This is a genomic window from Pseudomonas sp. S11P7, from assembly GCF_023195435.1.
GTDB classification, from domain to species: Bacteria; Pseudomonadota; Gammaproteobacteria; order Pseudomonadales; family Pseudomonadaceae; genus Aquipseudomonas; species Aquipseudomonas fluorescens_G.
This window is the reverse complement of sequence record NZ_JALPKS020000002.1, coordinates 3,806,412-3,824,446: the sequence shown is the minus strand read 5'-3', so window position 1 is coordinate 3,824,446 and position 18,035 is coordinate 3,806,412. Positions and strand designations below refer to the sequence as shown.

Here is an 18,035-nt window from a genome sequence, read left to right as displayed (position 1 = left end):
CCACTCCCTTGCTCAATGTTCGCGCAATCGAGGATTGCACTGTTTACAGCTCCACTCTCAATATCTGTGAGAACTGGCTCTGTTCGTTGGACCCGGTTAAATGCACGCTGTAGTTGATCAGCACGGTTGTTCCTTTGTTCTCATTCAGCCAATCGATCGGAATCGAAAACTCCGCGGTGGTATTGGGGAACACGTTTTTCCATTCTGTTCTGCGTGTGATGATCCCGCCCCAGCGCACTCGCGCCTGGTATCCGGTAGCCATTGCCGGATAACGCACGGTGACCATGGTCCGATCAGAAGAAAGTCTCGGTGGGGGTAGTTCGAATGTCTGCGCGTCTACTGTCAGCTGCAACGGATCAGCGCGATGCAATGGGCCGTCAATGTAAGTGCGTACCGTGAAGTCGACGGGTACGGTGCTACCGATGGCATCCACGACTTCCATACGCGGCACTTCAAGATTCATTGCGCCGACAGTCGTTACTGGCGTGATTGCACTGTCAAAAGTGTTTCGTGGCCCGGCCCAGCGGGCACGGATGGTTTGACCTATGGCCATTCCCGTATATTGCTGGACCTGAATCGTTACGTACCTTGCGTAGTAAATGTCGGACATCTTCAGACGATCACCTCGCTCACCGTAAGCTTCCAGAACCTTGGGCGGGCGCAAGCGGATTGTCGTTTTGATAGCCAGGGATCTCGGATCGGACAACAGGTCGGTTCCTGCGCGAGTCACGATCAAGGTGAGGGTGACCGTGCTTTGATCGCTTTCATTGGCCCACATGAGCGGGATGGCGAATTGCAGTGCACTTGCCGTGAAGCGTTGGGCTGCTGTCGCGTGTTCGACTCGGCCTTGCCAGCGGACTCTTACTTCGTCACCGACTATCAGACCTGTACCTGAAGCCTCGGCTTGAATGTCGGTAAGGAAGGCGGGATCCAGAACGCCATCCTGCTCACCCGAAACAGTGGGCGCCGGTATCCGGTCAAGATTGACGATGGTACTAGTGGCAATTGCCCAAGGCGCATGAACATGTGGGCGGTTGCCGCAACGATCAATGACCTGATAGGTGATTGCATGCGGCCCACTACCCGCGCGGTGAATCAGTTGTTCATCGAAGATCAAAGTGATCGGATGATTGTCTGGATCACTGATCTGTTCGGCTGTGACGGGATAATGCATGACCTGCTCATCGCCCCATGTCGCAACGATGCGGTCGAAGATGGTCATGTTCTCGTAGGGCTCGATCAGCATGGCTATGCCTTGCTTCGCCATTTCCCCATCGACTCCCCCGCTGATATCCGGTGAAAGGCTGTAGCGCAGGCCGGGATGGCCAAGCGGTTCAGGGGTGTCGAGGACGCCGCCCGGTAACGTGCGCTTGATCAACACGTTGAGCTTGAGAGAACAACTTTCATTGCCGCTGGGCGACACTATTCGGTAGTAAACCGGGAAGGCGCGCCCATCGAGAATCTGGCTCGCGGGTAAATGAAACCGCAGAGGCTCGGTAAGTTCTTCGGGCGTATCGACGATTTCAAAGAGTACGTGGGTCGTTTCGTCATTCCAGTAAAGCAAGCACTTCTGGTCGAGCGCATTACCGAGCCAGGGATCAACGCCTATTAGCAAGTTGCTTTCAAGTCCTGCGGCGCCAATGCCACCATCGTAGCCTTCGTCTCCGTCGATGGGCTCGATCATCGCGGGAATGTAAGGGGATAAAGGGCCAGCGTTTCGCTGCCCTCGGAGCTATCGTCACGGGCCCGATCCGTCGTCATCGGAGCATTCCTTTCAAAGGGGCGCAACGATCAGACTGACGTGCGCGGCCCTTTATCTGGCGACCGCAGCGACCTGGCGCGCAACTGTCAGATCTGACAGTTGCGATGAACGGTAGGAAATTGCTTTGGCTGGTCCCGACGAGTCAGTAATCATCCCCGCGTGCGGTGACATCCTTCTCGACCATCGGCGCGTCCGGGTCGTGCCCCTCGGGAAACTTCCCTTTCAGGTTCCACGCAAACGCGATGATCTCGGCGATCGTGCGGTAGAGCTCTTCGGGGATGCTGTCGCCTAGTTCCATGCGCGCGAGCAGGCGCACCAGTTCGGCATTCTCGTAAATCGGCACCTCGCAATCGCGGGCGATGCGCAGGATTTCTTCGGCGAGTTCTTCGTCACCCTTGGCGGTGAGGGTCGGGGCGTGGTTGCCGTCGTATTTGAGGGCGATGGCCTGGCGTGGGGCAGTGGAATCGTTCATGCGGTTTCGTCGACCCAGCGGTGTTCGAGGCGGGTTTGGTTGCCTTGTGGCGGGGTGCCGTGGTGGCAGTCGATGTCGCCGACATTCAGGCCGCGATCGAGCAGGCGCTGGCGCAGGGCGAACAGGTTGTTTTCGATCAGGTCGGCGGTGTACGGGCGCTCGGCCCACAGCTGCCCGGACAGGCTGCCGGCCACCAGTTGCGCCTGAATCTGCAAGGGTCCGAGCGGTTCCATGTCGAAGGCCAGATCGACGCGCCACAATTGCTGTTTGGGTTCGCGCTCGTCGCGGCGCTCGTTGGGTTGCGGCTCGCGTTCCGGCGCTTCTTCGCGCTGGAACTTGACCTGCAACGGCACGATGTCCTGCAGGTTGCGCATGGGTATTTCCAGTTGCCAGGTGCTGAGCAGGCGCCCGTCGTCGGTGACGCCGGTCTGTTCCAGGCTCGACAACTGATGGCTTTGCAAACGCGAAACGGCAGCGGCGGCCAGACGTAGCAATTGCTCCAGATCGCCTTCGCCGTCCTGGCTTTGCAGCAAACGCTCGGGCAATGGAAAACTGCTCGGCACGGGTTTGGCGCTGACCTGGCCGAGCATGCCCAAGGCGTTGCGCACGAAACTCGGTAGCGCTTGCGCCAGGGTGTTGGCGGCGATGATCGCGTTGAAGCTGGTACTGCTCGGCAGGCCCGGGGTCAATTGCGCGATCAGCTTGAGCAGATCGGCTTTCATGTCCGGGGCCAACGTCGGGTTTTGCCCTGTGAGCAGTTTGGTCTCAAGGAACACGCCGCTGTTGGCCAAGGCCAGCGCCACGCCTTTGGCGGTGCTCAGTTGTTGCACGTCTGGCAGACTGGCGAGCAGCTTGTCGACCACCGCGCGCAAATCTGCAGACGTCTGATCGGTGCCCGGCGGCAGGTTTTGCAGCGCGTTCAACAGGCCGCTCAACGAAGCCTGGCGACTTTGCTGGCCGAGCAGTTGCTGACTCACTGCCAGTTGTTCCTGGCGGTTGCTCAGGGGCAGAAATTTCAGGGTTTGCGCGTCTTCGACGATGGCCGAAAGCAGGGTGCCGATGCGCAGCGGCTGCGGGCTGTCGATGGTCAGTGTGCTGCCGCTCAGTGCGGTGTTGAGCAGGCTGACCATCGAGCGAAACACCGTCGCTTGTCCCGGCGTCTGCGGCAGGACCTGTGAGGTCAGCACCTTGCCCTGCAATAGCGTGCCGACCGGCAATTGCGCGGTATCGAGGCGGGTGAGGGCGGCGACGTTGCTGGCAATCGCCTGCTGCACGGTGATCGCCAGATTGCCCGCCGAGGGCTGGGTAATCGCCAGGTTAGTGCCTTGCGGCAGCGGCAGACTGCTGGTCGCTTGCACGGTGGTCTGGCGGCCGCCATCGACGGTGACCTTGAGCAGCAATTCAAAGGTCTGATCGGCCTGCTTGAGCGACAACACCTCGGCCTTGGCGCTTTGTCCGCTGCCGATCAAGCCTTCGACCGGGGTCAGCAGCTTGAGCAGTTCGCCGACCTGCGGGCGCACCGTCGCCGCAGAGGCGGGCGGCAGCGGAAGGATGTTGATTTCGCCTGTCATACGCGGACACAACCTGAGGAAATTGCGCTCTTGAGAGTAAGGCACGGCATGTATAATGCCGCGCGTCGTGCGCTTCGTTGAAAAAACATAGCAATTGTTTGATCCAGCTCGCCAGTTCGAGCCTTCAATGCATCTATGCTGCCTCTCTTTAACGGCCGCGCCAGAGCCGACTTGAACCGTATAAGGCCCGTGATCCCTTGACCAGTCCTGTCCTGCAAACCATTGCCCTGGCGTGTGAACGTGATCTGCGGCTGCTCTTCGAGAACTTCGAATTGCGCCTGGCCGGTGGCGACATGGTGCAGATCAGCGGTCCCAACGGCAGCGGCAAAACCAGTCTTTTACGTCTGCTGGCCGGTCTGATGCAACCGACTGACGGCCAGGTCCTGCTTAACGGTCAGCCACTGACCGAACAACGCCACGAACTCGCCCGCAACCTGCTGTGGATCGGCCACGCCGCCGGGATCAAGGATTTGCTGACCCCGGAAGAGAATCTGTCCTGGCTTTGCGCCCTGCACCAGCCCGCCGAGCGCGAGGCGATCTGGCAAGCACTGGCAGCAGTAGGATTGCGCGGTTTCGAAGATGTTCCCTGCCACAATCTGTCGGCCGGTCAGCAGCGTCGTGTGGCATTGGCGCGGTTGTATCTGGACAGCCCGCCGCTGTGGATTCTCGATGAGCCGTTCACCGCACTCGACAAGCAGGGCGTTGCGCAACTTGAAGAACACCTGGCCGGGCACTGCGAACGCGGTGGTCTGGTGGTATTGACCACGCACCACACGCTGAGCCGGATGCCGGCCGGTTATCGCGATATCGATCTGGGGAAGTGGGCGGTATGAGTGTATTCGGCCTGCTGCTCGCCCGTGAGTCCCGACTGCTGTTTCGCCGCCCGGCGGAGCTGGCCAATCCGCTGATTTTCTTCGCCATCGTCATTGCGTTGTTCCCGCTGGCCGTCGGCCCGGACACTCAGGTCTTGCAAAACCTGTCCCCGGGGTTAGTCTGGGTGGCGGCGTTGTTGTCGGTCCTGCTGTCGCTGGACGGACTTTTCCGCAGTGACTTTGAAGACGGCTCGCTGGAACAGTGGGTCCTTTCGTCGCACCCGCTGCCCCTTCTGGTCCTGGCCAAGGTGCTGGCACACTGGCTTTTTTCCGGTCTGGCACTGGTGCTGCTCTCGCCGTTGCTGGCGCTGATGCTCGGTTTGCCAACCGCTTGCCTGCCGGTGTTGCTGTTGTCGTTGCTGCTGGGCACGCCGGTCCTGAGCTTGCTCGGTGCGGTGGGCGCGGCGTTGACGGTGGGGTTGAAACGCGGCGGCCTGTTGCTGGCGCTGCTGATTCTGCCGTTGTACATCCCGGTGTTGATCCTCGGCAGTGGCGCCTTGCAGGCCGCCTTGCAAGGCATGCCGGCGACCGGGTATCTGCTGTGGCTGGGTAGCCTGACCGCCCTGGCGATCACCCTGACACCGTTTGCAATAGCGGCTGGCCTGAAGATCAGCGTCGGCGAATAATAATGAGGTCTGGTTAAAATTTAACCACTTTGTCGAAAAGAATGACCCGCGCCAGCTCACATCGAGGAGCGGCACCCGTGATGGAAACAACATGAACTGGACCTGGTTTCACAAGCTCGGCTCGCCCAAATGGTTTTACGGCATCAGCGGCAAGTTGCTGCCTTGGCTGAGCATCGCCGCGTTGCTGCTGATCGCTGTCGGCGTCGTCTGGGGCCTGGCCTTCGCGCCGCCGGACTATCAGCAAGGCAACAGCTTTCGCATCATCTATATCCACGTGCCTGCAGCGATGCTGGCGCAGTCGATCTACGTGATGCTGGCCGTGTGCGGCGTGGTCGGGCTGGTGTGGAAAATGAAACTGGCCGATGTCGCCCTGCAATGCGCCGCACCGATCGGTGCGTGGATGACCGCCGTGGCGCTGGTCACCGGGGCGATCTGGGGCAAACCGACCTGGGGTTCGTGGTGGGTGTGGGATGCGCGACTGACCTCGATGCTGATTCTGCTGTTCCTGTATTTCGGCGTGATCGCGCTGGGCAATGCGATCAGCAACCGCGACAGCGCCGCCAAGGCCTGCGCGGTATTGGCCATCGTCGGTGTGATCAACATCCCGATCATCAAATACTCGGTGGAGTGGTGGAACACCCTGCACCAGGGCGCGACCTTCACCCTCACCGAAAAACCGGCGATGCCCGCAGAAATGTGGCTGCCGCTGCTGCTGACGGTGCTGGGTTTCTACTGCTTCTTCGGCGCCGTGCTGCTGCTGCGCATGCGCCTTGAAGTGCTCAAGCGCGAAGCCCGCGCCAGTTGGGTCAAAGCCGAAGTGCAGCACAGTCTGGAGGCCGCTCGATGAGTTTCGCGTCATTCGGCGACTTTCTCGCCATGGGCCATCACGGCCTGTATGTCTGGTCGGCCTATGGCATCTGTCTGGCGGTGCTGGCCCTCAACGTGGCGGCGCCGATCCTGGCCCGCAAGCGCTATCTGCAACAAGAGGCGCGTCGTCTGCGCCGGGAGAACGGCCAGTGAATCCGCTGCGCAAGAAACGTCTGATCATCATTCTGGCCATTCTGGTCGGGGTCGGCGCTGCCGTCGGCCTGGCCCTCAGTGCCCTGCAGCAGAACATCAACCTGTTCTATACCCCGACGCAGATCGCCAACGGCGAAGCTCCGCAAGACACGCGCATCCGCGCCGGCGGCATGGTCGAGAAGGGCTCGCTGCAACGCTCGAAGGACTCGCTGGACGTCAAGTTCGTCGTCACTGATTTCAACAAGTCCGTGACTATCGCCTACCGCGGCATCCTCCCGGACCTGTTCCGCGAAGGGCAGGGCATCGTTGCCCTCGGCAAGCTCAACGCCGACGGTGTGGTGGTGGCCGATGAAGTGCTGGCCAAGCACGACGAGAAGTACATGCCGCCGGAAGTGACCAAAGCGCTGAAAGACAGCGGTCAATCCGCGCCAACCCCTGCGAAGGAGAGCTGATATGACCTCGGCGATATTCATTCCTGAGCTGGGTCATCTGGCGATGATTCTGGCCCTGTGTTTTGCCCTGGTGCAGGCCGTGGTGCCGTTGCTCGGCGCTTGGCGCGGCGACCGTTTGTGGATGGGCCTGGCGCAACCGGCAGCGTGGGGCCAGTTTGCCTTTCTGCTGTTCGCGTTCGGCATCCTCACTTACGCATTCATGACCGACGATTTCTCGGTGGCCTATGTGGCGATGAACTCCAACAGCGCGCTGCCTTGGTACTACAAATTCAGCGCGGTGTGGGGCGCTCACGAAGGTTCGCTGCTGTTGTGGGCGTTGATTCTCGGCGGCTGGACCTTCGCCGTGTCGGTGTTCTCGCGGCAGTTGCCGCAAGTCATGCTCGCCCGCGTCCTGGCGGTGATGGGCATGATCAGCACCGGTTTCCTGTTGTTCCTGATCCTGACGTCGAACCCGTTCGCGCGGATCCTGCCGCAGATTCCGGCCGACGGTCGCGACCTCAATCCGCTGCTGCAGGACATCGGCCTGATCGTGCATCCGCCGATGCTCTATATGGGCTACGTCGGGTTCTCGGTGGCTTTTGCCTTCGCCATCGCGGCGTTGCTGGGCGGTCGACTCGATGCAGCGTGGGCGCGCTGGTCGCGGCCGTGGACCATCGTCGCCTGGGCCTTCCTCGGGATCGGCATCACCCTCGGTTCGTGGTGGGCGTATTACGAACTCGGCTGGGGCGGCTGGTGGTTCTGGGACCCGGTGGAAAACGCCTCGTTCATGCCGTGGCTGGTCGGCACCGCACTGATTCACTCGCTGGCGGTGACGGAAAAACGCGGCGTGTTCAAGAGCTGGACGGTGTTGCTGGCGATTGCCGCGTTCTCCCTGAGCCTGCTCGGCACATTCCTCGTGCGTTCCGGCGTGCTGACCTCGGTCCACGCGTTCGCTTCCGATCCTGAGCGCGGCGTGTTCATTCTGATCTTCCTGCTGTTCGTCGTCGGTGGTTCGCTGACGCTGTTCGCCCTGCGCGCACCGGTGGTGAAAAGTCAGGTTGGCTTCAATCTGTGGTCGCGGGAAACCCTGCTGCTGGGCAACAACCTGGTGCTGGTCGTGGCCGCGTCGATGATTCTGCTCGGCACGCTGTACCCGCTGATTCTCGACGCCCTCAGCGGCGCGAAGATGTCGGTCGGCCCGCCGTATTTCAATGCGCTGTTCATTCCATTGATGGCGTTGCTGATGCTGGTCATGGCGGTCGGCGTGATCGTGCGCTGGAAGGATACCCCGGTGAAATGGCTGGCGAGCATGCTCACCGCGGTGTTGCTCGGCAGCGTCGCGCTGGCGGTGATTGCCGGCGTCGCTTACGGCGATTTCAACTGGGCGGTGATTGCGACGTTCCTGCTGGCGGCGTGGGTGTTGCTCGCCGGTGTTCGCGACCTGTTCGACAAGACTCGCCACAAAGGCCTGATCAAAGGCCTGCAGACGCTGACCCGCAGTTATTGGGGCATGCAGATCGCGCACCTGGGCATCGCCGTGTGCGCACTCGGCGTGGTGTTGTCGAGCCAGAACAGTGCCGAACGCGACCTGCGCCTAGCGCCGGGCGAATCGATGGACCTGGCCGGTTATCACTTCGTTTTCGAAGGCGCCAGGCACTTCGAGGGGCCGAATTTCACGTCCGACAAAGGTACCGTTCGGGTGATTCGCGACGGCAAGGAAATCAGCGTGCTGCACCCGGAAAAGCGTTTGTACACCGTGCAGAACTCGGTAATGACCGAAGCCGGGATCGACGCCGGTTTCACCCGCGACATTTATGTCGCCCTCGGCGAGCCGCTGGATAACGGCGCCTGGGCCGTGCGCGTGCACGTCAAACCGTTCGTGCGCTGGATCTGGTTCGGCGGCCTGCTCACAGGCTTCGGTGGCTTGCTGGCGGCGCTGGATCGGCGTTATCGGGTCAAGGTGAAAAGCAAAGTGCGTGAAGCGCTGGGCATGACGGGAGCGGCGGCATGAGACGTTGGTTGATGTTGGTGCCGCTGGCGATTTTTCTGCTGGTGACGGTGTTTCTGTATCGCGGGCTCTACCTCGACCCGGCGGAGCTGCCCTCGGCGATGATCAATAAACCGTTCCCGGAGTTTTCCCTGCCAAGCGTGCAGGGCGACAAGACCTTGACCAAGGCTGACATTCTCGGCAAACCGGCACTGGTCAATGTCTGGGGCACCTGGTGCATCTCCTGCCGGGTCGAACATCCGGTGCTGAACAAACTGGCCGAGCGCGGCGTGGTGATCTACGGCATCAACTACAAGGACACCAACGCCGACGCGTTGAAATGGCTGGCCGAGTTCCACAATCCCTACGCCCTGGATATCCGCGACGATGAAGGCTCGCTGGGCCTGAATCTCGGCGTTTATGGCGCTCCGGAAACCTTCTTCATCGACGCCAAAGGCATCATCCGCGACAAGTTCGTCGGGGTGATCGACGAGCAGGTCTGGCGCGAAAAACTCGCGGCCAAATATCAGGCGCTGGTCGATGAGGCCAAGCCATGAAGCGTTTTCTCGCCGCGGTGATGCTGGGCTTGAGTCTGGCCGGCGTCGCGCATGCGGCCATCGACACCTACGAATTTGCCAAAGAAGGCGATCGCGAGCGTTTCCGCGAACTGACCAAGGAACTGCGCTGCCCCAAATGCCAGAACCAGGACATCGCCGACTCCAACGCACCGATTGCCGCTGACCTGCGTAAAGAGATTTTCCGCATGCTCGGCGAGGGCAAGGACAACCAGCAGATCATCGACTTCATGGTCGACCGCTACGGCGATTTCGTCCGCTACAAACCGGCGCTCAACGCCAAGACCGCATTGCTCTGGTTCGGCCCGGCCGGCCTGCTGCTGGGCGGTTTCGTGGTGATCGCGGTGATTGTCCGCCGGCGTCGCGGGCAACGCGCCGCAACGCCGTCATCGCTGTCCATCGAAGAACGTCAGCGCCTCGACCAACTGTTGGATAAAACCCAAGAATGATTGATTTCTGGCTTGCCGCAGGGCTGTTGCTTCTGGTCGCCCTGAGTTTTCTGCTGATCCCGGTGTTGCGTGGCCGTCGTGCCCAACGCGAGGAGGATCGCACCGCCCTCAACGTTGCCCTGTATCAGGAGCGTGTCGCCGAGTTGCAAGCGCAGCAGGCTGAAGGTGTGCTTGATGCTGCGCAAATGGACAGTGGTCGTGCCGAGGCGGCGCGGGAGTTGCTGGCCGATACCGAAGGCGTTGCCGCGCCGCGTGTGTCGAAGCTCGGCAAGCCGTTGCCGTTGCTCGCGGCCGTGCTGGTGCCGCTGTTGGGCTTGGGTTTGTACTTGCATTTTGGCGCTGCCGACAAGGTCGAGCTGACCCGCGAATTCGCCCAGGCGCCGCAGTCGATGGAGGAGATGACCCAGCGTCTGGAACGTGCGGTTGCCGCGCAACCGGATTCCGCCGAAGGCCTGTATTTCCTCGGTCGTACTTACATGGCGCAGGAGCGCCCGGCAGACGCGGCGAAGATGTTCGAACGCGCCGCCGGCCTCGCTGGTCGCCAACCGGAACTGCTCGGCCAGTGGGCGCAGGCGCAGTATTTTGCTGACGGAAAAAAATGGTCGCCCAAGATCCAGGCGCTGACCGACGAAGCCCTCAAGGCTGATCCGAAAGAAGTCACCAGCCTCGGTCTGCTCGGCATCGCCGCGTTCGAAGGTGAGCGCTATCAAGAAGCGATCGATTACTGGAAGCGCCTGCTCGCACAACTGCCACCGGAGGATAACTCGCGCGCCGCGCTGCAAGGCGGCATCCAGCGCGCCGCCGAACGCCTGCAAGCCAGTGGCGGCACAGTCGTTCAGGCGCCCGCGGCGACGAAAGGCGCGTTGCTGAAAGTCAGCGTCGATCTGGCCAGCGAGCTCAAAAGCAAAGTGCAGCCGGGCGACAGCGTATTCATCTTTGCTCGCGCCACCTCCGGTCCACCGGCACCGCTGGCGGCCAAACGCCTGACCGTGGCCGATCTGCCGGTGACCGTCGAACTCGGCGATGCCGACGCGATGATGCCGCAGTTGAAACTGTCCAACTTTCCCGAAGTCCAACTGGTTGCGCGCATTTCCCGCGCCGGCCAACCCACTGCCGGTGAATGGATCGGTCGCAGCGGCCCCCTGGCCAGCAGCACCACCGCGCCACAAAAACTGACCATCGACAGCCCGGACCAATAACCGGAACCACAGGAAAGCACCGCCATGCACACCATCGCCCGCATCACAGTCCTCACACTGGCCCTGGGCTTGAGTGCATGTGCGGTCCAGCGACCGGAACCGACCACCAACCTGCCACCGATCCCGCCGTCGCAACCGAGCCCGACCCCGTCGACCTCACCGACCCCGGGCAAGAGCATCCCGGCCAAACCGTCGAAACCGGTACCCCGCACCTCCGCCAGCTTCGCCCCGCCGCCGGGCGGCAACAGCCACTGGGACCAGAAGCTCGGCGTGTACGTACTCGACGACCAGTCCAACACCTTCTACCGCCAGCGCACCTACTACCGCTGGAACAACGGCTGGAGCCGCGCCGTCAGCCCCAACGGCCCATGGGAAGACACCGACATCCACGGCGTGCCACCGGGCTTGGGCAAGCAGTTCGGGCAGTGAGAAAAACGGCGATCTTTGGATCGCCGTTTTTTTGCCGAATTTTTAGAGAATTGCGCGATACCTGCTCAGTGAACGTACTGACTGGTCCAGGCCTTGGCGCTGCAGGAGGGCAAGGAAGCAATCCGCATCCATCGATGGCGTCTTCAGTTGCTGGCGCTGTCGTTGGGCAGCCGCAATGACCGCGGATGAATCCAGATGAAAAAGGTTTTCCACAAACTCGTCCGGGTGTTGGGCTTCGATGCCATAGGGTTCGAGAGAGCAAGCGGGAAAATCTTTCAGGTTGAAAGTCACGATAACGTCCGCGCCACATCGGATAGCAGCAGCAAGAACATGGCGATCATCATCGTCGGGCAGGCTCAGTCCGACGATCAGATCTTCATAACTATCTACACATGCATCCGGAATGGCGAGGTCCATCAGTTGTGATGTCCGGTCCAGTTGCTCGATGCTCAGGTCAGGCCGGTTTTTTAACAAATTGCGCTTCCATTCGCAGTGGATTTCTTCAGTCCAGCGCGCTCGATACAGTCCGGACAATGCGAGCCACATCAGGAAGTCTCTCAGTGGGGCGGGGTATAAAACACATGCATCGTATACAGCGGTGAAAGAGGAGTGCCTCACTCGTATCCTGTCCTTAGCGCCTGTGCCTGCTCTGCGAGAAGCCTCATTGCCTGCTCGCTGGCGGTGTCTCGCCGGGCTTTATATTCCATCAGATCGGCAAAACGCACACGTCGGTGCTTGCCGGTTTTGTGGTAGGAAATCTCACCGCTCTCCAGCAGTTTGATCATGTGCGGACGTGAGACATTGAGCAGGTCGGCAGCATCCTGAGTGGTCAGCTCAGCGTGGATCGGTACGACCTTCACAGCGTGGCCCTGCGACAGCGCCGCGAGGATATCGCTCAGCAAGCGCAGCGCGGACGTTGGCAGCTCGACGCTATGGGCTTCGTTCTGCTCATCGTAGATCTGGATTTTTTGAGTTTCAAAGCCGGTTGCGAGGAAAGCGGTCAACGCACGCTGGCCTTCTATCGCGGCTTTGATTTCACGTTCTTCAGGCAGATTGATAGCGCAAGGGATAGCAGTGGACATAGGACAGTTCCGGCATTCGATGGACGATGCATGAACCGTATTCGAATTAAACGAAAATCGCAATAAACGAAATAGTTGTCAGGAACATCTCGCAAAACAACCAACCGTCACTCCACGCCATCCTGTGCTTGAGTAAAGATAACTCTAGGGTTACTTTTTAAGGGCCGAGGCAAGGAGGCGCCGGGTGCAGAGCAGGTTATTGATCAAGGAGCTTGAAGAGGCAGGCTGGACGCTGGATCGGGTGACTGGCAGTCATCACATTTTCAAGCACCGTTACAACCCGAACACAATTCCCGTCCCCCATCCGAAAAAGGATTTGCCATTGGGGACGGTCAAGAGCTCAGGCGGCGTGCCGGGTTGTACAACCCGCCAGCCCGTTATGAAGGAGATCCGTAATGCAATATCCAATCTGCATTGAGTGGGGTGATGAAAATACTGCCATCGGTATTCAGATCCCCGATATCCCGGGTGCCGTGACGGCGGGGGACACGTTCGAGGATGCCTACAACGCTGCCGTTGAAGTTGCCCACATCATGCTGCAGGAAATTGCCGCGGCAGGAGAGCCGATTCCGCTGCCGACGTCGGCGTCGGCTCATCGCAGCAATGCGGATTTTGCCGAGATGGGCTGGGGCATGCTGGAGCTGGATATCTCGCCGTACCTGGGCAAGACCGAGAAGGTCAACGTCACGCTGCCCGGGTATGTGATACAGCGCATTGACCGCTATGTGCGTGAACACAACGTCAAAAGCCGCTCCTCGTTTCTGGCGGATGCGGCGATGGAGAAACTGGTTCGATACTAAGGCTCGGCCAATTGTGGGAGCGCGCCTGCTCGCGAAAGCGCTGTGTCAGTCAGCGCAAATCTTGTCTGAACTGACGCCTTCGCGAGCAGGCTCGCTCCTACTGAATCACCTCAGGAAGCGATTTTTCGTTGCGTCAGCGAAGCGTTTTGCGATGCGCTCAAGAAGCGCAACAACGCCAACAGTGGAAACACGCTGCCGACAATCACGATCCACAACCAGCCGCCATGCTCATACACCGCGCTGGCCACCGACGAGCCGAACGCGCCGCCGATGAAGATGCTGGTCATGTACAGCGCGTTCAAACGGCCACGGCTTTTCGCGTCCAGCGAATACACTGCGCGCTGGCCGAGGACCATGTTCATCTGCACGCAGAAGTCCAGCACTACGCCGGTGACCGCCAGGCCGATGACGCTGTAGGCCGGGTGGATGAAGGCGGGCAGGAAGCTCAGGCTGGCAAAGAGCATGGCCAGCAACGATGCGATGCGGGTGTGGCCGGCGTCGGCGAGGCGTCCGCTGATCGGCGCGGCGATGGCACCGATGGCGCCGACCAGGGCGAAAATCGCGATTTCGCTTTGCGACAGGCCGTGATTGCGTGCCAACTCCAGCGGTACGGCGGTCCAGAACAGGCTGAACGTGGCGAACATGCAACCCTGATAAAACGCACGCTGCCGCAGCACCGGTTGCTGACGCAGTAACGTCCACAGCGAGCCGATCAGTTGCCCGTAGGTGGCGCTGTGATCCGGTTGACGCTTGGGCACGGTCAACGCCAGCACCACGCTGATCGCGGCCATCAACCCGGCGGCGATCATGAACATCGCGCGCCAGCCGAGATGGTCGGCAACCACGCTCGACACCGGTCGGGCCAACAAAATACCCAGCAACAAACCGCCCATGATCCCGCCGACCACACGGCCTCGGGATTCTTCCGGCGCCAGATGCGCGGCCAGCGGAATCAGGACTTGCACCGACACCGAGCTGAACCCCACCAGCAGCGAAATCAGCAAAAACACATTCGGCTGATCGGTAAACGCCGCCGCCAGCAGGCTGGCGATTGCCACGAGGGTGGTGATGATCATCAACCGGCGGTTTTCCAGCAGATCGGCCAGCGGTACCAGGAAGAACAGGCCCAGTGCATAACCGATCTGCGTCAACGAGACGATGAAACTGGCCAGGGTGTCGGACAGGCCGATGTCCGGCGCGATCAGGCCGATGATCGGTTGTGCGTAATAGATGTTGGCAACGATGGCGCCGCAGCAGAAGGCGAACAGCAGCACCATGCCTCGGGTCATTGCGTGAGTCGTGGGCATAGGAATACTCGGGTCGGGCACAGGAAAGCGGTGAAGGCTAAAGGACAACGCGGGTTGGCAGAAGACAGTTTCGGATGATAACTCTTATTACGTTGTGTAATGACTGATCGGTTGATCACCGATAGTCGCGCGGAGGTGGTCATGAGATTACTGTTCTCGCCCAAAAGCCCCTCACCTAGCCCTCTCCCGGAGGGAGAGGGGGCTGATTGGGGGATACCTGGGAGATTCGCCGACCTGAACGTGCTTCGGTGAATCCGGAACTGGTTCGAATCAAAAAATGGCTCCATTCCGTAATCGACTCGGTCGTTCAGGTCGATGTCTGACGCAAGACACCTCGGTCGGCCCCTTCTCCCTCTGGGCGGTCCGACGTTTCGGGAGGGCTGGGGTGAGGGTAGCCGGGCTCAACAAAAAGGCGACCTCAGTGGGTCGCCTCTTGGTTTTCAGATCAAGCCTTATTGGCCCGTGTAAATCTGATCAAACACCCCACCATCATTGAAGTGCGTCTTCTGCACCGTGCGCCAGTCACCAAACGTCTTCTCCACCGAAAGGAAATCCACTTTCGGGAAACGATCGGTGTACTTCGCCAGCACCGCCGGATCACGTGGGCGCAGATAGTTGGCCGCTGCAATCTCCTGACCCTGCGGCGACCACAGGTATTTCAGATATTCATCAGCCGCCGCGCGCGACCCTTTCTTGTCGACGACTTTATCGACCACCGATACCGGCGGCTCGGCTTCGGCGGACACGCTCGCGGTAGACCACTTCAAATTGATCACGACCAAATTCACGGGCGATCATTTCCGCCTCGTTTTCGAAGGTCACCAGCACGTCGCCGATCTGGTTGGTCATGAACGTGGTGGTCGCGGCGCGGCCACCGGTATCAAGCACCGGGGCTTGTTTGAACAGTTTGCCGACGAAGTCCTTGGCCTTGTTTTCGTCACCGCCGTTCTTCAGCACATAGCCCCAGGCCGACAGGTAGGTGTAGCGGCCGTTGCCCGAGGTTTTCGGGTTCGGCACGATCACCTGCACGCCGTCCTTGAGCAGGTCCGGCCAGTCTTTCAGGGCTTTCGGATTGCCCTTGCGGACGATGAACACCGTGGCCGAAGTGAACGGCGCGCTGTTGTTCGGCAGACGTGTAACCCAGTTCTCCGGCACCAGTTTGCCGTTGTCAGCGAGGGCGTTGATGTCGGTCGCCATGTTCATGGTGATGACATCCGCCGGCAGACCGTCGATCACCGAACGCGCCTGCTTGCTCGAGCCACCGAAAGACATCTGCACGGTGATGTTCTCGTTGTGCTCGGCCTGCCAGTGTTTCTGGAACGCAGCGTTGTAGTCCTTGTAGAAATCGCGCATCACGTCGTAGGAAACGTTAAGCAGCGTCGGCGCTGCCTGAGCGATGTTGGCCAAGGCGAGGCCGGCGGCGAGAAGTGAGGCGCCAAAGAGTTTTTTCACTGCGCATTCCTTGTTCTGTGGGGGTGTTGAGTCAAAGGTGAGGCGATTTGCCAGCGACTATAACGGGCGTGTGATAGTCGCTTAAAGATTAAAAAAGCTCTGTGCTTATTCCATTTTCTTGAACAGCGCACTGCCACATCGCGAGCAAAAAGCGGCGGTCTGTTCATGACTGCTTTTTTGCAAATCGGGCAGTCATGTTGCAGCTGTTCGCCGCGCATGGCGTTGGCCAGTTCAGCCGTAAAAATCCCGGTGGGCACGGCGATGATTGAATAACCGGTGATCATCACCAGGGAGGAAATCACCTGGCCCAGCGGCGTCTTCGGCACGATATCGCCGAAGCCGACGGTGGTCAGCGTGACGATCGCCCAATAGATGCCTTTGGGGATGCTGGTAAAACCGTGTTCCGGGCCTTCGATCACGTACATCAGCGTGCCGAACACCGTGACCAAGGTGCAGACGCTGACCAGAAACACGACGATTTTCTGTTTGCTGCCGCGCAGCGCCGACATTAAATAGTTGGCTTGCTTGAGGTACGGGCTGAGTTTGAGCACGCGGAAAATCCGCAGCATTCGAATGATGCGGATGATCAGCAGATACTGCGCATCGCTGTAATACAGCGCGAGAATCCCCGGCACGATCGCCAGCAGGTCCACCAGGCCGTAAAAGCTGAAGGCATAGCGCAGCGGTTTCGGCGAACAGTACAGACGCAGGATGTATTCGCCGAGAAAGATCGCCGTGAAGCCCCACTCGATGTAGGCCAACAGGTCCGCGTAATTACGGTGAACGCTGTCGATGCTGTCGAGCATCACGATCACCAGACTGGCGAGGATGATCAACAGCAGGATGCCGTCGAAGCGACGCCCGGCCGGGGTGTCGCTCTGGAAAATCATCACGTAAAGCCGTTCGCGCCAATTGTTGCTGCTGTCCATGGATAACGCCTGAATCGAAGATCAGCGCAGCCTAGGTTGATTCTCCCGATGAGCGCAAGGCTCATGCGCAAACGCCGCTTTGCCAAACATCTGCATGCCGGCGTGGATCAGCCAGCCGGCGAGGATGAATGGCGCGGTCAAGGTCGCAAGGCCGACGGCGGCAAACAGCGGCGTCACCAACAGCGCCAGGACGATGCCGAGCAGCGGCAGCCACGGATGTTGGCGTTGGGCAGAGAAGGCGAGGGCGGCGAGCACCGCGTTGTAACTGCCCAGGCCCAGCAGCGCGGTGGCGGGTTCATGTTGCAGCAGACTGGAAGCGAGGCCGAGCGCCGACGCGAGCAGCGCCCAGCAGAACGCACGGCGATCGGCGATCAGCAAACCGCAGGCGATCAGGGCACCGGCCAATGGATGATCAAGAAACATGACCTGGCCGAATCCTCTCAATTCTGCGGCCAGCACATTCACCGTATGCAAATCGATAGAGGCGCTGGGCGCGGACGGCTCGGCGAACAGCAGCAACAGCCAACTCAAGGCCACGAACGGCGAGGTATACGCCGGTATCGCGCGGCTGCGGTAGATGCGTTTGAGCCATTGCTGGGTGAGCATCGCGCTGAGGCCGCCGGCGGCAAGAATCAGCGGCGGTAACAGTGGCGACCAAGGGAAATACAGGCTCAGCAGCAAACCGAGCAACACGCCGTTGTAGCTGAACAAGCCGGCCTGGCGATCGGCCTTGGCGTAATTGCGCCGCTGCGCGGTGAGCAAACCGGCGACGCCACCGAGCAACGCTCCGGCAAACAGCACCGGCGCTGTCAGCAGGATCGCCAACAAACACAGCAGGCCGCACAGCGGATGGCGCTGAAGAAAAATCTGACTGAAACCGTTGAGCAAAGCCTCGGCCCAGTCGGGGCAGTGGGTGTTGAAGTGATTGGCAGGCATGGCAGTTCTGAAAGTCAGGTAAACCGGGTTACTGATCGTTCCCACGCTCTGCGTGGGAATGCCTCAATGGACGCTCTGCGTCTGCTCTCGGGACGCGGAGCGTGCCGGGCTGCATTCCCACGCGGAGCGTGGGAAC

The 18,035-nt window shown here is 60.3% G+C and carries 18 protein-coding genes and 3 pseudogenes; 12 read left to right on the top strand and 9 right to left on the bottom strand.

The window, feature by feature from the left end; translation table 11 throughout:
* Positions 1 to 43: 43 nt before the first annotated feature.
* The 3 genes from M0746_RS17565 to fliK all read right to left on the bottom strand — a co-directional run bounded on the left by M0746_RS17565 (position 44) and on the right by fliK (position 3,805).
* The gene (locus tag M0746_RS17565) at positions 44 to 1,684 is read right to left on the bottom strand and encodes a hypothetical protein (RefSeq protein ID WP_258450065.1); all 1,641 of its coding nucleotides are present in this window, start codon (positions 1,682 to 1,684) and stop codon (positions 44 to 46) included.
* Between the two features lie 220 nt (positions 1,685 to 1,904).
* Positions 1,905 to 2,234 carry an EscU/YscU/HrcU family type III secretion system export apparatus switch protein gene (locus M0746_RS17560; RefSeq protein ID WP_258450064.1) on the bottom strand — a complete coding sequence of 110 codons (330 nt, stop codon included), beginning with the start codon at positions 2,232 to 2,234 and terminating at the stop codon, positions 1,905 to 1,907.
* Positions 2,231 to 3,805, bottom strand: coding sequence for a flagellar hook-length control protein FliK (gene fliK / locus M0746_RS17555; protein WP_258450063.1), 1,575 nt, complete (start codon positions 3,803 to 3,805; stop codon positions 2,231 to 2,233). Before fliK ends, M0746_RS17560 begins: the two co-directional genes overlap by 4 nt.
* 197 nt (positions 3,806 to 4,002) lie before the next feature.
* Between fliK and ccmA the strand changes: the two genes are divergently transcribed.
* The 10 genes from ccmA (at position 4,003) to M0746_RS17505 (ending at position 11,393) form a co-directional block, all read left to right on the top strand.
* Positions 4,003 to 4,638: a cytochrome c biogenesis heme-transporting ATPase CcmA gene (ccmA, locus tag M0746_RS17550; protein WP_258450062.1), complete on the top strand. Its 636-nt coding sequence runs from the start codon at positions 4,003 to 4,005 to the stop codon at positions 4,636 to 4,638.
* Positions 4,635 to 5,303: a heme exporter protein CcmB gene (gene ccmB, locus M0746_RS17545; protein WP_090282384.1), complete on the top strand. Its 669-nt coding sequence runs from the start codon at positions 4,635 to 4,637 to the stop codon at positions 5,301 to 5,303. The genes ccmA and ccmB overlap by 4 nt, the downstream gene beginning before the upstream one ends.
* Before the next feature lie 91 nt (positions 5,304 to 5,394).
* Positions 5,395 to 6,150: a heme ABC transporter permease gene (locus M0746_RS17540; RefSeq protein ID WP_258450061.1), complete on the top strand. Its 756-nt coding sequence runs from the start codon at positions 5,395 to 5,397 to the stop codon at positions 6,148 to 6,150.
* Complete coding sequence (gene ccmD / locus M0746_RS17535; RefSeq protein WP_007939192.1) at positions 6,147 to 6,323, top strand: heme exporter protein CcmD; 177 nt, start codon at positions 6,147 to 6,149, stop codon at positions 6,321 to 6,323. The genes M0746_RS17540 and ccmD overlap by 4 nt, the downstream gene beginning before the upstream one ends.
* Positions 6,320 to 6,775: a cytochrome c maturation protein CcmE gene (gene ccmE / locus M0746_RS17530; protein WP_208938212.1), complete on the top strand. Its 456-nt coding sequence runs from the start codon at positions 6,320 to 6,322 to the stop codon at positions 6,773 to 6,775. Before ccmD ends, ccmE begins: the two co-directional genes overlap by 4 nt.
* A gap of 1 nt (position 6,776) precedes the next feature.
* Complete coding sequence (locus tag M0746_RS17525) at positions 6,777 to 8,765, top strand: heme lyase CcmF/NrfE family subunit (protein ID WP_258450060.1); 1,989 nt, start codon at positions 6,777 to 6,779, stop codon at positions 8,763 to 8,765.
* Positions 8,762 to 9,298, top strand: a complete 537-nt coding sequence (locus M0746_RS17520) for a DsbE family thiol:disulfide interchange protein (protein WP_258450059.1) — start codon at positions 8,762 to 8,764, stop codon at positions 9,296 to 9,298. The genes M0746_RS17525 and M0746_RS17520 overlap by 4 nt, the downstream gene beginning before the upstream one ends.
* Positions 9,295 to 9,765 (top strand): cytochrome c-type biogenesis protein, encoded by a 471-nt coding sequence (locus M0746_RS17515; protein ID WP_258450058.1) that lies wholly within the window; start codon positions 9,295 to 9,297, stop codon positions 9,763 to 9,765. Before M0746_RS17520 ends, M0746_RS17515 begins: the two co-directional genes overlap by 4 nt.
* On the top strand, positions 9,762 to 10,964 hold the full coding sequence (ccmI, locus tag M0746_RS17510; protein ID WP_258450057.1) for a c-type cytochrome biogenesis protein CcmI: 1,203 nt from the start codon (positions 9,762 to 9,764) through the stop codon (positions 10,962 to 10,964). The genes M0746_RS17515 and ccmI overlap by 4 nt, the downstream gene beginning before the upstream one ends.
* A gap of 24 nt (positions 10,965 to 10,988) precedes the next feature.
* The gene (locus tag M0746_RS17505) at positions 10,989 to 11,393 is read left to right on the top strand and encodes a hypothetical protein (RefSeq protein ID WP_206414939.1); all 405 of its coding nucleotides are present in this window, start codon (positions 10,989 to 10,991) and stop codon (positions 11,391 to 11,393) included.
* Positions 11,394 to 11,435: 42 nt separating this feature from the next.
* Here M0746_RS17505 and M0746_RS17500 read toward each other — a convergent pair whose 3' ends face one another.
* Complete coding sequence (locus M0746_RS17500) at positions 11,436 to 12,011, bottom strand: PIN domain-containing protein (protein ID WP_258450056.1); 576 nt, start codon at positions 12,009 to 12,011, stop codon at positions 11,436 to 11,438.
* Entirely contained in the window at positions 12,008 to 12,475 is a 468-nt protein-coding gene (locus M0746_RS17495) for a helix-turn-helix domain-containing protein (protein ID WP_258450055.1), read from the bottom strand. The genes M0746_RS17500 and M0746_RS17495 overlap by 4 nt, the downstream gene beginning before the upstream one ends.
* A 184-nt stretch (positions 12,476 to 12,659) precedes the next feature.
* Here M0746_RS17495 and M0746_RS17490 point away from each other — a divergent pair.
* Both M0746_RS17490 and M0746_RS17485 read left to right on the top strand, forming a co-directional pair.
* Positions 12,660 to 12,871: pseudogene (locus M0746_RS17490) on the top strand (type II toxin-antitoxin system HicA family toxin).
* On the top strand, positions 12,871 to 13,275 hold the full coding sequence (locus M0746_RS17485) for a type II toxin-antitoxin system HicB family antitoxin (protein WP_208938207.1): 405 nt from the start codon (positions 12,871 to 12,873) through the stop codon (positions 13,273 to 13,275). Before M0746_RS17490 ends, M0746_RS17485 begins: the two are co-directional and overlap by 1 nt.
* 110 nt (positions 13,276 to 13,385) lie before the next feature.
* On the opposite strand, the gene M0746_RS17480 is transcribed toward M0746_RS17485, so the two are convergent.
* From M0746_RS17480 to M0746_RS17465, 4 genes and pseudogenes are all read right to left on the bottom strand, one after another.
* Positions 13,386 to 14,582, bottom strand: coding sequence for an MFS transporter (locus M0746_RS17480; protein WP_258450054.1), 1,197 nt, complete (start codon positions 14,580 to 14,582; stop codon positions 13,386 to 13,388).
* A gap of 452 nt (positions 14,583 to 15,034) precedes the next feature.
* Positions 15,035 to 16,034: pseudogene (locus M0746_RS17475) on the bottom strand (sulfate ABC transporter substrate-binding protein).
* Between the two features lie 105 nt (positions 16,035 to 16,139).
* A pseudogene (locus tag M0746_RS17470) lies at positions 16,140 to 16,963 on the bottom strand (ion transporter).
* A gap of 21 nt (positions 16,964 to 16,984) precedes the next feature.
* Positions 16,985 to 17,899: an urea transporter gene (locus M0746_RS17465; RefSeq protein WP_258450053.1), complete on the bottom strand. Its 915-nt coding sequence runs from the start codon at positions 17,897 to 17,899 to the stop codon at positions 16,985 to 16,987.
* Positions 17,900 to 18,035: the final 136 nt, after the last annotated feature.

What these genes read in the sequence shown, in the direction of transcription:
- M0746_RS17505 (WP_206414939.1), top strand. Translation starts at nt 10,989, where the DNA reads ATGCACACCATCGCCCGCATCACAGTCCTCACACTGGCCCTGGGCTTG.
- M0746_RS17515 (WP_258450058.1), top strand. Translation starts at nt 9,295, where the DNA reads ATGAAGCGTTTTCTCGCCGCGGTGATGCTGGGCTTGAGTCTGGCCGGC.
- M0746_RS17560 (WP_258450064.1), bottom strand. Translation starts at nt 2,234, where the DNA reads ATGAACGATTCCACTGCCCCACGCCAGGCCATCGCCCTCAAATACGAC.
- M0746_RS17480 (WP_258450054.1), bottom strand. Translation starts at nt 14,582, where the DNA reads ATGCCCACGACTCACGCAATGACCCGAGGCATGGTGCTGCTGTTCGCC.
- M0746_RS17525 (WP_258450060.1), top strand. Translation starts at nt 6,777, where the DNA reads ATGACCTCGGCGATATTCATTCCTGAGCTGGGTCATCTGGCGATGATT.
- M0746_RS17520 (WP_258450059.1), top strand. Translation starts at nt 8,762, where the DNA reads ATGAGACGTTGGTTGATGTTGGTGCCGCTGGCGATTTTTCTGCTGGTG.
- fliK (WP_258450063.1), bottom strand. Translation starts at nt 3,805, where the DNA reads ATGACAGGCGAAATCAACATCCTTCCGCTGCCGCCCGCCTCTGCGGCG.
- M0746_RS17565 (WP_258450065.1), bottom strand. Translation starts at nt 1,684, where the DNA reads ATGATCGAGCCCATCGACGGAGACGAAGGCTACGATGGTGGCATTGGC.
- M0746_RS17540 (WP_258450061.1), top strand. Translation starts at nt 5,395, where the DNA reads ATGAACTGGACCTGGTTTCACAAGCTCGGCTCGCCCAAATGGTTTTAC.
- ccmD (WP_007939192.1), top strand. Translation starts at nt 6,147, where the DNA reads ATGAGTTTCGCGTCATTCGGCGACTTTCTCGCCATGGGCCATCACGGC.
- M0746_RS17495 (WP_258450055.1), bottom strand. Translation starts at nt 12,475, where the DNA reads ATGTCCACTGCTATCCCTTGCGCTATCAATCTGCCTGAAGAACGTGAA.
- ccmB (WP_090282384.1), top strand. Translation starts at nt 4,635, where the DNA reads ATGAGTGTATTCGGCCTGCTGCTCGCCCGTGAGTCCCGACTGCTGTTT.
- ccmI (WP_258450057.1), top strand. Translation starts at nt 9,762, where the DNA reads ATGATTGATTTCTGGCTTGCCGCAGGGCTGTTGCTTCTGGTCGCCCTG.
- M0746_RS17485 (WP_208938207.1), top strand. Translation starts at nt 12,871, where the DNA reads ATGCAATATCCAATCTGCATTGAGTGGGGTGATGAAAATACTGCCATC.
- M0746_RS17465 (WP_258450053.1), bottom strand. Translation starts at nt 17,899, where the DNA reads ATGCCTGCCAATCACTTCAACACCCACTGCCCCGACTGGGCCGAGGCT.